Below are 15,264 nucleotides of genomic sequence, written 5' to 3' on the forward strand. Positions count from 1 at the left end.
GAGCCGACCGCGTCAGATCCCCTGCCAGCTCGGCTTGTTCGCGAAGGTGTAGCGGTAGTAGTCGGCGAGCTTCAGCCGGGACGCCGCGGCCTCGTCGACGACGACGGTCGCGTGCGGGTGCAGCTGGATCGCCGAACCCGGGAGGATGGCCGACAGCGGCCCCTCGACGGCATCCGCCACGGCCTGTGCCTTGCCCTCTCCGAAGGCGAGCAGCACGAGGTGCCGAGCGCGAAGGATCGTGCCGAGCCCCTGGGTGATGCAGTGCATGGGCACGTCGTCGATCGAGTCGAAGAAGCGGGCGTTGTCTTCGCGGGTCTGCTCGGTGAGGGTCTTCACGCGCGTGCGCGAGGCGAACGACGAGCCGGGTTCGTTGAAGCCGATGTGTCCGTCGGTGCCGATGCCGAGGATCTGCAGATCCACTCCTCCGGCCGCGTCGATCGCGGCCTCGTAGTCGTCACCTGCGTGCTGGATGGTGGCCTGTGCGCCGTTGGGCACATGGATCCGTCGCGGGTCGAGCCCGAGCGGCTCGACGACCTCGCGGGTGATGACCGAGCGGTAGCTCTCGGGATGAGCGGGGTCGATCCCGACGTACTCGTCCAGGGCGAAACCGCGCACCTGCGAGACGTCGCGACCCGCGAGCCTGTCTCGCAGCGCCTTGTAGACGGGGAGGGGCGTCGAACCGGTGGCGAGGCCGAGCACGGCATCCGCACGTCCGTCGATCAGCTCGACGATCTCGGCGGCGACGAGGGCGCCTGCCGCTTCTGCGTTCTCGACGATGACGACTTCAGCCATGGGAAACGGTCTCCTTAGAGGGGGTGGTTGCGCCGACGACCGCGGCCCCGAAGGCCGCGGCGGGAGAGCCGGCAGGGAGCAGTTCGATCCTGTCGTCCAGGTGGAGCGAGCGCATGAAGGGCGAGGCCTCGGCATCGGACCGGAGAGCGTCGCGGATGCCCGTGTAGAGCCTGTCGCCGAGCGAAGTGAGGCCGCCGCCGATGATCACGCGTTCGACGTCGGCGGAGAGCACGAGCGCACGCACCGCCGCGGCCCCGCCGTGGAAGAGATCGGCGCGGAGCGCGAGCGCCCGTTCGTCACCGGCGTCGGCTGCGTCGAAGATGTCGCGCACCGGGAGCGCACCGGGACGATCCCAGGCTCGGGCGAGCGCGCCTCCGCCGCAGAAGGTCTCGATGCAGCCGCGCTGTCCGCAGCCGCAGAGACGGCCGTTCGGGTCGACCGAGAGGTGCCCGACCTCCCCGGCCGTGCCTCGCGCCCCACGCCAGATCGTGCCGTCGACGACGATCCCGGCAGCGACCCCGGTGCCGAGATTGAGATAGGCCATCGACCCGTCGACGCCGCGCAGCACCGCAGCCCCGAGGGCGGCCGCTTTCACGTCGTTCTCCACGCGGACGGGGATACCCAGCTGTCGACCGGCGTGCCCGGCGAGATCCAGGGACTCGACGCCGAGATTCACGGCATGGAGCACCCGACCGGTGTCGGCGTCGACCAGCCCGGGGATCCCGACGCCCACCGATCTGACCGACGAGCGAGCGAATCCTCCCTCGTCGGCGAGCGCATCGACCGTCTCGAGGATGCTGACGACGACTGCCTCCTCACCCCAGCCGGTGGGTCGGCGCAGGCGCGCCAGAATGTCTCCGTCCGCGGACACCGCGACGGCATCGATCTTGGTTCCGCCGACGTCCAGGCCCACTCGTATGGGCCGACCGGACAGGTCGACGGCGAGCGCATCCGTCATCGGATGGTGCCCCTGCTCGTCTTCGGCTCGTGGACGCGGTCGCTCCCGCCGGTACGGATCACGAGACGCCCAGCTGGCTGGACAGCACCATCACGGCGGCACCGCGCAGGACGATGTCGTCCTGGTGTGTGCGGCGGATGAGCGCGTCCTCGAAGACGCCCTCGAGCGTGCGCGCGTGCAGGGTCTCGACCGCGGCGTCGATCAACACGCCGTCGAGCAGATCCTCAGGACCCGAGAGCACGACCTCGGACAGATCGAGTGCCGCGACGATCGGGGCGATCGCGATGCCCATGCGGGTGCCCGCATCGCGGAGGATCTCGTCGCGCGATCCGGGGGCGTCTGCGATGGCGGGACGCAGCCGCGTCTCACTCAGCCACGCTTCGAGGCAGCCGTCTTTGCCGCACGCGCAGCGGGGTCCACCGTCGGTGCCCACGACGACGTGGCCGATCTCGCCCGCTGCGAAGCGACTGCCGAGCAGCGGCTGGCTGCCGGTGATGACGCCGGCTCCGACTCCGCGACCGATCTTGATGAGCATGAAGTCGGCCTTCGCCTCGCCGAACGTGTACTCGGCGAGCACCGCGGCGTTGGCGTCGTTGCGCACGAGGACCGGCAGATCGAGATCGACGCCCAGCTTCGCCTCGAGAGGGAGATTGCTCCACCCGAGGTTGGGCGAGCTGAGCACGACGCCGTCAGGACGCACGACACCGGGGCTGCCGATCCCGACGCCGAGGATGGGCTGCGTGGCCGTCTCGGCGAGCGCTCGGGCCAGCTCCAGCGTGGCGGCGTAGGCGGCGTCGCCGTCTGCGCTCTCGGGTCGCGGCACCTCGCGGCGCTCGAGCACGTCGCCGTCGAGGCTGAGCAGAGCGCCGACGAAGGCATGGGGGCCGGAGAGATCGATCCCGATGATCTGGTGCCCGACTCGGTCGATGTCGATGAGGATCGGAGGCTTGCCCGGTCCGACCGTCTCGCGCACTCCCATCTCGACGACGATGCCGTCGGAGATGAACTCCGCGACGAGGTCGGAGATGGTGACCCGAGTGAGGCCGGTCTCGCGAGAGAGGTCCGCTCGACTCATCGCTCCCGAGTGATAGAGCGTCTGCAGCACGAGCGCGCGGTTGTGACCGCGAGCGTGTTCCGGGAGCACCTTCGAGCGAGAGCGCAGGTGGCGCCCCGGGCCGAAGGCGTGCGCGCTCGCGGCGACGTAATCTGGCGACGTCGAAGGACGCGATCCATCCGATACGGACATGTTTGTTAGTAGACCTTACGAACAAAAATTTCGCAACCCCTGCCACAGTTAGCACAGGGAGGGTTACGGAAACGTTACATTATGCCGAGAGTACTCCGGCGGCGGTGCCCGACGAGTCCGCCAGGCCTTCGACGAGGCCCGCGACTATCGCCTGCCGCGCCTCGCGTGTCAGAGGCTTCCCCGGCACTCCAGGACGCCTCTGCACGGGCGTCGGACCGTCGAAAGGACGATACCGCACACCGGACTCGGCGAGGCGTCTGAGATGGACGGGAAGACGTCGCGCGAACCCCTCATACGAGGGTGGTTCGCCGCCGTCCCACAGCCGTTCGGCGATCGCTGCGAGACGAGGGAACATCGCGAAGTCGACCCGATCTCTCGTCGGGAGGTGCTCGGTCCACACGTTGGCCTGTCCGCCGGCCGCGCCGTCCTCGATGCGCAGCGTGTACGCCTGCTCGATCAGCAGCGGCGGGCCGACCCGGATCGGCTCCTCCGCCGACTCCGACTGGGGGTAGTCGAGATACACCTCGAGGTCGGGGCACGCGATCACGGGGATGCCGCGCCTCAGCGCCTCGCGCATCGCGACGGGACCCCGCCACGCGAGGATCCGCACACCCTCGGGGACATCGCCCTCGAGCACCTCGTCCCATGCCAGGGCGATGCGCCCACGGCTGCGGAGGTGGGCGACGAAATGATCGGTGAACCAGGGCTGCACGTCGTGGGGAGTCGCGAGACCGAGCTCGCCCATCCGCTCGCGCGCAGCGGCGCTCTGCGCCCACTCGGTGACCGGCACCTCGTCGCCGCCGATGCCGATCCACGGAGAGTCGAAGAGGTCGCACAGGGCGTCGATCGCCGCGCGCCCGAACGCGAGGGCGTCATCCGTCGGCGCGAGGGTGCGAGGGTTCACGCCGAAGCGCGACCACGGCGCGACAGCGCGCTCGCTCGCATCCGCGTTGCCGAGCGCGGGGTACGCGGCGAGCGCCGCCTGGATGTGCCCGGGCAGTTCGACTTCCGGCACGACCGTCACGAATCGCTCCGCGGCGTAGGCGACCAGGTCGCGCAGCTCCGCATCCGTGTAATGACCCTCGTGCAGCCCCGGCACCACTGTGGCGTGCGGCCCGTGGCCCCGCTGTGTCTCCTCGCGGCGCGCGCCCACCTCTGTGAGCAGCGGATAACCCGGCACCTCGAAGCGCCAGCCCTGATCGTCGGTGAGGTGGAGGTGCAGCACCGTGAGATGGTGGTCGGCCATCAGATCGACGAGTCGCTTCAGGTCCTCGACCGGGCGGAAGTGCCGCGCGACATCGAGCATGACCCCCGCCAGGTGTGAGCCGGAGCAGACTGCCATGTTCCTGCGGGGATCCGAGCGCGATCGGAGCCGGGCTCGCGCAGCTGCCGGAGCAGCGTGACGCCCCGGAACACGCCCGCCGCACTCGCCCCCGCGACTTCGATTCCCTCGGCCGTCACCGTCACGCGGAATGCCTCGGCGCCGACACGCCCTCGAGCGAACGGCTCCCCCGCGAGAGACTCGTCGATCCTCAGCGTGATCGCGGATGCCGCATTCCCGGTTTCGAGATGCTCGCCGAGACGGGATGCGCTCGCGACGAGCGCTTCCGGGGCCGACACCGGGGTGTGAACCGTCCACTCGAACGGCTCGGCAGCGGGATCGATCACCGACGGGATGTTCGGGACCGGGGCACGATGCGCGGCGGGCGTCATTCGCAGCGCTCGACCCGGTGTCGCACCGGACGCGTGTCCCGCCAGCACCACCGGCACACCGCCGACGAGCACCTCGTCGACGCCGATCGGCGCCTCGTGGGGAGCATCGAAGGTCGCCCCCGCCGTGATGGTCTCGGGATCGAACAGCACGAGGTCGGCCGTGGCTCCCTCGCGGATCACACCCCGCGGCGCATCACCCCGGTCGAGGCCCAGCCGCATCGCCGGCGTGCCGGACAGGTGCTGCACAGCCTGTTCGAGGGAGAGCACCCCGAGTTCTCGCACGTAGTGCCCGAGATAGCGCGGGAAGGTCCCTCGGCCCCGCGGGTGCGGTCTCGCGCCGATCAGGATCCCGTCGCTGCCGCCGCTGTGCCGCGGGTGCCGCATGATCGTGCGGACGTTCTCCTCGTCGCCGATGTGCATCAGGATGCCGGTGGCCCCCGCATCCTCGAGGATCGTGTCCAACACCACGTCGACGGAGCGCCTGCCGGACGACTCGGCGATCTCCGCGACGGTCCGTCCGACGAGGTCCGCGAGTTCGGGCGACGAGGTGCCGGAGATCTGGATGGCCGACCAGTCGGCACGCTCCCCGTGGAAACCGTCGCAGCCGATCTCCTCGAGCTCGACGCGGACGGTCTCGCGTCCGCTCTCATCGAGCGCAGCGAGGGTCGCGAGCAGGTCGCCGCTCTCGGCCAGTCGGCTCGGAAGCAGCGCCGCGAGCGTGGTGGCACCGGGAAGATAAGGGTAGGTGTCGAGGGTCACGTCGACGCCGTCGTCGAGGGCCTCATCGACCAGAGCGAGCAGCTCTGCCGCACGCCCGCGGTTCGGAGCGAAGTTCATGGTCGCATGCGTGAGATGGATCGGACACCCGGTGCGACGGCCGATGTCGAGCGCCTCCCGATAGGCGTCCAGGGCTCCCCCGCCGTAGCTTCGGGTGTGGGGCGCCCAGTAGCCGCCGCGTTCGGCGACGACTCGGCAGAGCGCTTCCAGCTCCGCCGTGTCGGCGTACATCCCCGGGGTGTAGGTCAATCCGCTCGACATGCCGAACGCGCCTGCGTCGAGCGCCGCGCCGAGGATGCCGGACATCGCTGCGATCTCCGCAGGTGTGGCCGCCCGGTTCTCGTGACCGACCACCATCATGCGCAGATTGCCCTGCGGCACCAGGACCGCGGCGTTGCCCACCGCGGCCGAGTCGATCGCAGCGAGCAGGTCATCCATCGAACGCCAGGGGACGGCGGGCGGCATGCCGTTCCAGCCCGCGATCTGAGCCGGGATCACCGCCGCCGTCGCGTCGTCGAGCGGGGCATAGCCGAGCCCGTCCTGGCCGAGCACCTCCGTCGTGACGCCCTGGAGGATCTTCGCGTCGTGGGCTGCTCCCTGCAGCACGGCCAGCTCGCTGTGCGCGTGCATGTCGATGAACCCGGGAGCCAGCACCCGCCCCGCCCCCGCGACCTCCACCGCATCCGCCGGCAGTTCCAGGACCCTCTCATCTCCGTCGCGGATCACCGCGACGATGCGGGCTCCTTCGACCGCGACGTCGGCCGCGAACCTCTCGGCTCCGGTGCCGTCGACCACGGTGACGCCTCGGTACACCCGCACGGGCTTCTCGGTGCTCAGAAGCATGTCGCGACCGCTCCGATCACCCGGGGGTCCGCCGCATCCGGGTCGTCGATGACCGCCACCACGCGCCATTTGTCGAAAGCCGTGCAGGGATGCGACAGCCCGAGACGCACGACGTCGCCGACGGAGACATCCGCCCCATCTGCAAGAGCGAGGAAGGCGTGCTGGTCGTTCAGGGCCGTGATCCGCCCCTCGACCGATTGCGGGACCGGCAGGTCGAGGTCGAACGGCACATCTCGACGGCCCGCGTCCAGCAGTGCGAGTCCCTCTTCGGGCTGCGAGACGACGCGCGACCACGCGTGCATGGCGGAACGCAGCGGCGCCGTCGATGTCAGGGCGCCGAACGGCGACATGCGCGAGTAGAAGCCGTCGTCGTGAATCTGGAACGCACCCGACCGCAGCACGATGTCGGCATCCGCTCCGTGAGGGGCCAGGATCGCCGCTGCCCGGTCGGGGAAGGCGCTGCCTCCTGCGCTGAGCACGGGCCGAACGCCGGGCGGATACTCGAGGCGACGGTGCAGGTCGACGAGTGTGGACAGATAGGCGTCGACGGCGGCGACAGACGCCTCCGACCGGTCGGGACCGAACGGTCCTTCGTAGCCGGCGACTCCGGCGAGCCGCAGACCGGGGGCCGCGACGATCGCCTGGGAGATGCGCTCCCCCTCTTCCACGCTGCGTGCGCCCGTGCGCCCGCCCCGGCCACCGAGTTCGACGAGCACGTCGAGAGGACGCTCGGCGTCGTGAAGCGCCTCGGCGAGGATGCCGACGGTCTCGACGGAGTCCGCCCAGCAGAGGATCCGGAGATCGCCCGCCGCAGCGAGCAGAGCGCCGAGGTGGTGCGCGGCGCCACGATCCGTGACGGCGTTCGCGATGAGCACGGTGGAGACCCCTGCCTCCACCGCGACTTCGGCCTGCCACGGCGTCGCGACGGAGATCCCCCATGCGCCGGCATCGAGCAGCCGCTGCCAGAGCGCCGGCGCCATCGTCGTCTTCCCGTGCGGTGCGAGGACGACTCCCTGTTCCGCCGCCCAGGCGAAGACGGTCGATTCGTTGTGGGAGAGCGCCGCCTCGTGGACCGTCAGCACCGGCGTCACGAGATCGGACAGGTGCAGGCCCGCGTCGGGTACCTCCGACAGCCGCAGCCCCGCGGAACGCGGAGGGAAACCCTTCGCCCAGGTGCCGAGAACAGGATCCGGGATTTGTAGAGGCATCTAACAAGGCTACTAGGCTGGTCGCATGACCGCGAAGATCCGAGTGTCGACCGACGCCGCCCCCGCTCCCGCTCACACCTTCTCGCAGGGGATCCGAAAGGGCCCGATCGTGCAGGTCTCCGGACAGGGCCCTGTCGACCCCCAGACGAGCGAATACCTCTTCCCCGGCGATGTCGCGGCTCAGACCACGCGCACGCTCGAGAACGTCAAGGCGATCGTCGAGGCATCCGGCGCGACATTCGACGATGTCGTGATGCTGCGCGTCTACCTGACCAAGCGCGAGGACTTCGCGATCATGAACGACGCGTATGGCGCGTTCGTGACAGCGCACACCACCAGCGGGGTCCTGCCTTCGCGCACGACCGTCTTCACTGGCCTCCCCCGCGAGGAGATGCTGGTCGAGATCGACGGCCTCGCCGTCATCAGCGACTGACGCATCGGGAATTTCCGCGGTCCACGGACCGTTGCCTCCTCGTTATCAGCGATCGCGTAGCATATCGCTAAGGACACGTGAGAAACCGGGGGTGAGTTCGTGACCGATCTGATCTCAGCGCAGGATGCGAAGACCGAGAAGCTGACCGAGGCGACCGCCTCCGGCGACCAGCCGAATCCTGTCGCGCCCGCCGACTCCGGCGACGCACCCACCGACTCCCAGCCGCCGCGCAGCGGCGACCAGGAACTCGCCTGGGCGCCGATCGAACCGGCTCCGAAGAAGAAGCGCCTCGGCCTGTGGATCGGCCTCGGCGTGGGCGCGCTGGCCCTGGGCACGGCCGCCGCCTCGATGATCCTGATCGCGCCGGGCACCACGGTCGCCGGGATTCCCGTCGGCTGGCTCACGCCCGGTGCCGCGGCCGACACGATCCAGGCCCACGTCGCCGATGCAGAGGTCACTCTGACCGGAGCAGGCGGCGACACCGTGCTGACGGGAGCGGATCTCGGCGCCGAGATCGACGCGACCGCACTCGCGGACGCCGCTTTCGCGGAGCGTCCGCTCTGGAACGTGACCGCCTGGATGGGTGAACCCGTCGCCGGCGAGATCACTCTCGATCCCGCGACGGCCGAGGCCGCGTTGCGTGAGGCCGTGCCGTCGAGTTTCGAAGACGCGGTCGATGCCGGCGTCGTCTTCGACGCCGCAGGCGGTGGCTACGCGATCACCCCCTCAGCCACCGGGACGGCCGTCGACCTCGACGGTCTCACCGCCGCCATCGTCGACACGATCGCGGACGGTGGCACGAGCCTCGAGTTCTCCGGCGACCCGGCCGAAGCCGCGCCGGCGATCACTGATGAAGACGCCACGGCTTTCGCGACCTCACTGAACACGATGCTCGGCTCGATCGGCTTCTACATCGGCGAAGAGCGCACGGTGCCCGTCGACGCGGCGACCGCCTCGACCTGGATCTCCGTCGTCGACGACGGTGGCGAGCTCAGCGTGGTCGCCGACGAGGCTTCGATCCAGGCGACGATCGATGCTCTCCCTGCAGCCGTCGACCGGGCCCCGGTCAACGCGACGAACATCGTCGATTCGGCCGGCAAGATCCTCCGCACCGAGGCCGAGGGAGTGAGCGGTCGCGCGATCGGCGACACCTCTGCCCTCGCATCAGACGTCGCGACGAAGCTCGAGGCCGGCGAGGGCATCTTCCCCATCGAGGTCACCGAGACGCCGTTCGAGTCCGTCAACCTCGTGCGCAAGATCGATGTCGACCTCGGGTCGCAGACCGCGACCCTCATCGAGAACGGCGCGGTCGTGCGCTCCTGGGCGATCTCCTCGGGCAAGAGCGCGACACCCACCGACACCGGCAACTTCCGCGTCTACGCGCACGTGCGCGAGCAGACCATGAAGAGCCGCGAGCCGGACGGCTCGATCACCGAGACGCCCAACGTCCCCTGGGTCACCTACTTCAACGGCGACGAGGGCTTCCACGGCACGTACTGGCACAACGACTTCGGCAATCCCCGCAGCCACGGTTGCGTGAACATGCCGATCGATGTGGCTCGGTACGTCTACGAATGGTCGCCCGTGGGCCTCGAGGTCGCGGTCCACTACTGATCCCCGCTCTCACCGAGCAGATCCCCCGCACGCGACGCGTCGTCGATTCCGCGGAGGGATCACGCGAAGAAGGGCCGGATGCTCTCGCATCCGGCCCCTTCTTCTGTGATCTGCGTCAGCTCAGCGCGTCGACGATGCCGTTCAGCGTGGTGGACGGGCGCATGACTGCGGTGACGAGCGCGTCGTCGGGGCGGTAGTAGCCGCCGATCTCGACGGGCTTGCCCTGCACGGCGTTGAGCTCGGAGACGATCTTCTCCTCGTTCTCGGCGAGCGTGGCGGCGATCGGTGCGAAGGACGCGGCGAGCTCGGCATCCTTCGTCTGCTTCGCCAGCTCCTGCGCCCAGTACAGACCCAGGTAGAAGTGGCTGCCGCGGTTGTCGATCGTGCCGAGAGCGCGGCCCGGGGAGCGGTCCTCTTCGAGGAACGTTCCGGTCGCCGCATCGAGGGTCTCCGCGAGGACCCGGGCCTTCTCGTTCCCGGTGCGGTCGGCGAAGTGCTCGAGCGACGCGGCCAGCGCGAAGAACTCGCCCAGCGAGTCCCACCGCAGGTAGTTCTCCTCGACGAGCTGCTGCACGTGCTTGGGGCCGATCCGCCGGCGCCCGTCTCGAAGAGGCCACCGCCGGCGAGCAGCGGGACGATCGACAGCATCTTCGCGCTGGTGCCGACCTCGAGGATCGGGAACAGGTCGGTCAGGTAGTCGCGCAGCACGTTGCCCGTCACCGAGATGGTGTCGAGGCCGTGGCGCATCCGCGCCAGCGTGTAGCGAGTGGCTTCCTCGGGAGCGAGGATCGTGATCGTGAGGCCCTTGGTGTCGAGCGTCGCGAGACCCTGGTGCACCTTGGCGATGATCTGCGCGTCGTGCGAGCGGTTGGCATCGAGCCAGAACACCGCGGGCACGCCCGTGGCGCGAGCGCGGGAGACGGCGAGCTTGACCCAGTCCATCACCGGGATGTGCTTCGTCTGCGTCGCACGCCAGATGTCACCCGCGCCGACCTCGTGCTCGATCAGCACGGTGCCCTCGCTGTCGAGCACCTGAACAGTGCCTGCGGCGGCGATCTCGAACGTCTTGTCGTGGCTGCCGTACTCCTCAGCCGCCTGCGCCATGAGGCCCACGTTCGGCACGGTGCCGATCGTGGCGGGGTCGAGCGGGCCGTTGGCGATCACATCGTCGATGACCGCCTGATAGACGCTCGCATACGAGGAGTCCGGGATCACCGCGAGCGTGTCGGCCTCGCCGCCGTCCTTGCCCCACAGCTTGCCGCCGTTGCGGACGAGTGCGGGCATGGAGGCGTCGACGATGACGTCGCTCGGGACGTGCAGGTTCGTGGTCCCCTTGTCGGAGTTCACATACGAGAGACGCGGCCCCTCGGCGATGGCCCTGTCGAATGCTGCGGCGATCTCGTCGCCGTCGGCGATGTCACCGAGGCCCGAGAGGATCGAGCCGAGACCGTCGTTGGGGTTGAGTCCCGCGGCGGCCAGCTTGTCGCCGTACTGCGCGAACACGTCCTTGAAGAACACCCTCACGACGTGACCGAAGATGATCGGGTCGCTGACCTTCATCATGGTGGCCTTGAGGTGCACCGAGTAGAGGACGTCGTCGTTCTTCGCCGTCTCGAGCGTCTCGGCGAGGAAGGCGTCGAGGTGCGCGGCCGAGAGGAACGTCGCGTCGATGATCTCGCGCGGAAGGACCTTCAGCCCCTCCTTGAGGATCGTCACAGTGCCGTCTGCGGCGGTGTGGCGGAAGGTCAGGACGTCGTCATGGGCGGCGACCCAGGAGCGCTCGTTGTGCTTGAAGTCGTCGTGACCGAGCGTCGCGACGCGGGTCTTCGATCCCTCGGCGAACGGCTTGTTGCGGTGCGGGTGCTTCTTCGCGTAGTTCTTCACGGCCAGAGGTGCCCGACGGTCGCTGTTCCCCTCGCGGAGCACGGGGTTCACCGCTGAGCCCTTGATGCGGTCGTAGCGGGCGCGGACGTCCTTCTCCTCGAGAGAGGTCGGCTCGTCCGGGAAGTCGGGGATGTCGTAGCCCTGGGCCTGCAGCTCGGCGATCGCGCCCTTGAGCTGCGGGATCGAGGCCGAGATGTTCGGCAGCTTGATGATGTTCGCCTCGGGGAGCGTGGCGAGGCCACCGAGCTCGGCGAGGGAATCACCGACCTGCTGCTCCGGGGTGAGCTTCTGCGGGAATGCCGCGAGGATGCGTCCGCCGAGCGAGATGTCGCGGGTCTCGACCTCGATGCCCGCCTGCCCCGTGTAGGCCTTGATGATCGGCAGGAAGGAAGCGGTGGCGAGAGCCGGAGCCTCGTCCGTGTAGGTGTAGATGATGGCGTCGTCGGTCACCAGGAGGTTCTCCGTTCGCGAGGGCATATTTGTCTCGATACCAAGATACCTGAGCCGCTCCCGACGCACGTTCGCCGGGAGGCGGGGTGGACATCGACTTCCGGCATTCCGCAGAGCTGCACCCCTGACGAAAGTCGAGGTTTCTGCGCGGCGACCCGATGAGGGGCTAGCCTGTGATCATGTCCGAACTGCGCATGGTCGAACTCTCCGCTGCGACGATCGTCGCCGTGAACAACATGTCGCTCAAGCCCGGACAGGAGCAGTTCCTCGCTCCGGTGTCCTATGGCATCGCCGCGACCGTCATCAACCCCCAGACCTCCTGGCAGCGAGTCGTCCTCGACGACGACCAGGTCGTCGGTTTCGTCAGTGCGAACTTCGACGCCGACGCCCCGGAAGAGCACTTCCGCTCCGTGCTGTGGCGCATCAACGTCGACGCCGACGACCAGGGCAAGGGCGTGGGTCGCTTCGCGGTCGAGCAGCTCATCGAAGAGGCGCGAGTCCGCGGATTCGACCACGTCAACGTCATCTACGAGGCCGGAGAAGACGGCCCCGAGGCGTTCTTCCTGCGTGTCGGCTTCACCCCTGTCGGCGAGACCGAGTACTCCGAGGTCATCGCTCAGATCCGCATCCCTTCGTAGACCGGCGGCGGGGTCTCGAATCCCCTCCCCCATCGAGGCCCCGTCGCCCGGTCCGGTGAATCGATGGGACCGCTCCCGCGTTCTCCGCGATCGATTTGTTGCGAGTGACCACAAAAAGGTTGCGCGCAGCGTCGAACCGTGCCTATCATCGCTGTCAGAGGCGGGAGCGAAACGCTTCGACGATGTGACCGAAACACGACGATGGAGTCCTGATGACGACGATCCACGAGGTGGCAGAAGCCGCCGGAGTGTCGATCAGCACGGTCTCCTACGCTCTGAGCGGCAAGCGCCCCGTCTCCGAGAAGACGCGCCGACGCATCGAGGACGCGGTGCACACGCTCGGTTACGAACCCGACGCCGGAGCACGGATGCTCGCCGGGCGCCGCACGCAGATCTTCGGGCTCACCGAGCCCCTCCGCGCCGACACGCACGCCCCGACCCACATGGCGTTCGTGCTCGCGACCGCGGTCGCCGCGCGGCGCCGCGGTTACGACATCCTCCTCCTGACCGACGAGCAGGCGTCAGAGGGCATGAACCGCGTCGCCGCGAGCAATCTGGTCGACGCCATCCTCGTGCTCGACGTCGCCCCCGACGACGAGCGCGCGGACATCGCCCGCTCCCTGCGCTCCCCCACCGTGTTCATCGGCATCCCCGACGACGCCCGGGATCTGACCTGTGTCGACCTCGACTTCGAGGCGACGGGGCATCTCGCGATGGATCGACTGGCCGATGCCGGACATACGTCGGTCACGCTGTTCGGCCAGACCGAGGTCTCCTACCGGAAGTCGAACTTCCCTCGCCGCCTGCTCCTCGGCGTGCAGGAGCGAGCGGCCGAGCGTGGCGTCGACCTGGACTGGGTGACGACGGGCGTCACGACCACCGACGCCTCCTCCGTGCGCGCGGCCGCAGAGCTGGCGCTGGAGCGCGGCGTCCGCGCCTTCATCGTCCACGCCGTCGGCGACGTCCACGACGTCCTCCTCGAGACGATCTCGTCCCAGGGGCTGACGGTGGGAGAAGACGTCTCCGTCATCTCGGCGGCCGCATCGTTCGACACGTCTGCGCTCGTCGTCCCGATCGACACGATCCCGCTCGTACCCCAGAGGTCGTGCGAGCTCGCCGTCGACCTCGCGGTGCAACGCCTGGAGGAACCGGGCCTGCCCGCGCAGATCCACCTGATCCCACCTGAGTACCAGTCCGCCGGCTCCGTCGCCTCCGCTCGGGAGTGACGGGCGTCGACCACGCAGCCGCATCGCGATCATCGAAACGCTTCGACGATCGCCTCATCACAACTGAACACCCGACCCACTGAAGTGTCCGGCCCCAGGGCCACCGAGAAAGGAGTGCCGACGATGGCACGCACCACCCGCAGGACGAAGACGTTGGCGGCTCTCGCCGCTCTCACCGCGACAGGCATCGCCCTAAGCGGATGCACCGCCGGTTCCGGCGACGAGGGGGGCGGCGGCGACACCCTCAAGCTCTGGCACTACGAGGGCGCCGACAGCGCGATGGGCAAGGCGTGGGCCGAGGCAATCGCGATCTTCGAGGAGGAGACCGGCGCGAAGGTCGAGTTCGAGGAGAAGTCCTTCGAGCAGATCCAGAAGACCGCCAGTCAGGTGCTCGACACAGACGCCGCCCCCGACCTCATGGAGTTCAACAAGGGCAACGCGACGGCCGGCTTCCTCGCCTCCACCGGCCTGATCGCCGACATCTCCGACGCCGTCGAGGAGTACGGGTGGGACGAGAAGCTCGCACCCTCTCTCCAGACCACCGCGAAGTACTCCGAAGACGGTGTGATGGGCGGTGACACGTGGTTCGGCGTCCCGAACTACGGCGAGTTCGTCGGCGTCTACTACAACCAGGACGCGTTCGCCGCGGCAGGGCTCGAGATCCCCACCACCTACGAGGAGTTCGTCGACGTGCTCGACGCGTTCGTCGCACAGGGAGTCACCCCTCTCGCCGAGGCCGGTGCGGAGTACCCACTCGGACAGCTGTGGTATCAGCTCGCGCTGCTCGAGGGAGACCGCGACTTCGTCGACTCCTATCAGCTCTACGACGGAGAGGTCGATTGGCAGGGCCCGGAGGTCACCGCCGCCTCCGAGACGCTCCAGGAATACGTCGACAAGGGCTACATCGCCTCGGACGTCTCGTCGGTCAAGGCCGAGGACGCCGGTGTCTCGTTCATCAACGGCACCTCACCGATCTTCGTCTCGGGCTCCTGGTGGTTCGGACGCTTCGTCTCGGAGGCCACCGGCTTCGATTGGACGATGACGGCGTTCCCTGGAGCGGATCTCTCGCTCGGCTCGTCCGGCAACCTGTGGGTCGTCCCCGAGAACGCCGCGAACAAGGAGCTCGCGTACGAGTTCATCGACATCACGATGCGGCCGGAGATCCAGGCGATCATCGGCAACAACGGCGGCCTCCCCGTCGCGGCAGACACCGCCGACATCACCGATGAGAAGAGCGCGGCCCTGATCGAGACGTTCAACGGCGTGCTCGACGCCGACGGACTCTCGTTCTACCCCGACTGGCCCGCCCCCGGCTTCTACGACGTGATCGTCCAGGAGCTCCAGGGTCTGATCACCGGCACGCAGGACGCCGAGACGACCAACACCAACCTCGGCGAGCAGTACGACGAGGGCACGGCCGAATTCCGTTGATCCACTCGCGGGGGCGGCGACCGCGCGTCGCCGCCCCCGCATCCTCCTGGA

At 68.8% G+C, this 15,264-nt stretch carries 11 protein-coding genes and 1 pseudogene; 5 read left to right on the top strand and 7 right to left on the bottom strand.

Going from position 1 to position 15,264, the window contains the following annotated elements; translation table 11 throughout:
• Positions 1 to 12: 12 nt before the first annotated feature.
• The 6 genes from nagB to ACZZ93_RS06325 all read right to left on the bottom strand — a co-directional run bounded on the left by nagB (position 13) and on the right by ACZZ93_RS06325 (position 7,537).
• A complete protein-coding gene (gene nagB / locus ACZZ93_RS06300) occupies positions 13 to 792 on the bottom strand; it encodes a glucosamine-6-phosphate deaminase (protein ID WP_072590890.1) in 780 nt (259 codons plus the stop codon).
• A complete protein-coding gene (locus ACZZ93_RS06305) occupies positions 785 to 1,750 on the bottom strand; it encodes an ROK family protein (protein WP_463510686.1) in 966 nt (321 codons plus the stop codon). Before ACZZ93_RS06305 ends, nagB begins: the two co-directional genes overlap by 8 nt.
• A gap of 58 nt (positions 1,751 to 1,808) precedes the next feature.
• Positions 1,809 to 2,996, bottom strand: coding sequence for an ROK family transcriptional regulator (locus ACZZ93_RS06310; protein WP_056277392.1), 1,188 nt, complete (start codon positions 2,994 to 2,996; stop codon positions 1,809 to 1,811).
• Between the two features lie 79 nt (positions 2,997 to 3,075).
• Positions 3,076 to 4,302, bottom strand: coding sequence for a beta-N-acetylhexosaminidase (locus ACZZ93_RS06315; protein ID WP_463510687.1), 1,227 nt, complete (start codon positions 4,300 to 4,302; stop codon positions 3,076 to 3,078).
• Positions 4,260 to 6,329, bottom strand: coding sequence for an N-acyl-D-amino-acid deacylase family protein (locus ACZZ93_RS06320; protein ID WP_463510688.1), 2,070 nt, complete (start codon positions 6,327 to 6,329; stop codon positions 4,260 to 4,262). The genes ACZZ93_RS06315 and ACZZ93_RS06320 overlap by 43 nt, the downstream gene beginning before the upstream one ends.
• Complete coding sequence (locus ACZZ93_RS06325) at positions 6,320 to 7,537, bottom strand: alanine racemase (protein ID WP_463510689.1); 1,218 nt, start codon at positions 7,535 to 7,537, stop codon at positions 6,320 to 6,322. Before ACZZ93_RS06325 ends, ACZZ93_RS06320 begins: the two co-directional genes overlap by 10 nt.
• Before the next feature lie 25 nt (positions 7,538 to 7,562).
• On the opposite strand from ACZZ93_RS06325, the gene ACZZ93_RS06330 reads away from it, so the two are divergent.
• A complete protein-coding gene (locus ACZZ93_RS06330; protein WP_053095391.1) occupies positions 7,563 to 7,970 on the top strand; it encodes a RidA family protein in 408 nt (135 codons plus the stop codon).
• Between the two features lie 99 nt (positions 7,971 to 8,069).
• On the top strand, positions 8,070 to 9,584 hold the full coding sequence (locus tag ACZZ93_RS06335; RefSeq protein WP_230101198.1) for a L,D-transpeptidase family protein: 1,515 nt from the start codon (positions 8,070 to 8,072) through the stop codon (positions 9,582 to 9,584).
• Between the two features lie 115 nt (positions 9,585 to 9,699).
• Here ACZZ93_RS06335 and ACZZ93_RS06340 read toward each other — a convergent pair.
• Positions 9,700 to 11,918: pseudogene (locus ACZZ93_RS06340) on the bottom strand (NADP-dependent isocitrate dehydrogenase).
• A gap of 179 nt (positions 11,919 to 12,097) precedes the next feature.
• On the opposite strand from ACZZ93_RS06340, the gene ACZZ93_RS06345 reads away from it, so the two are divergent.
• From ACZZ93_RS06345 to ACZZ93_RS06355, 3 genes are all read left to right on the top strand, one after another.
• On the top strand, positions 12,098 to 12,556 hold the full coding sequence (locus ACZZ93_RS06345; protein WP_053099400.1) for a GNAT family N-acetyltransferase: 459 nt from the start codon (positions 12,098 to 12,100) through the stop codon (positions 12,554 to 12,556).
• A 212-nt stretch (positions 12,557 to 12,768) separates the two neighbouring features.
• On the top strand, positions 12,769 to 13,782 hold the full coding sequence (locus ACZZ93_RS06350; RefSeq protein ID WP_463510690.1) for a LacI family DNA-binding transcriptional regulator: 1,014 nt from the start codon (positions 12,769 to 12,771) through the stop codon (positions 13,780 to 13,782).
• 123 nt (positions 13,783 to 13,905) lie between these two features.
• On the top strand, positions 13,906 to 15,213 hold the full coding sequence (locus ACZZ93_RS06355; protein WP_295102591.1) for an ABC transporter substrate-binding protein: 1,308 nt from the start codon (positions 13,906 to 13,908) through the stop codon (positions 15,211 to 15,213).
• Positions 15,214 to 15,264: the final 51 nt, after the last annotated feature.

Source organism: Microbacterium sp. AC026, assembly GCF_979258475.1.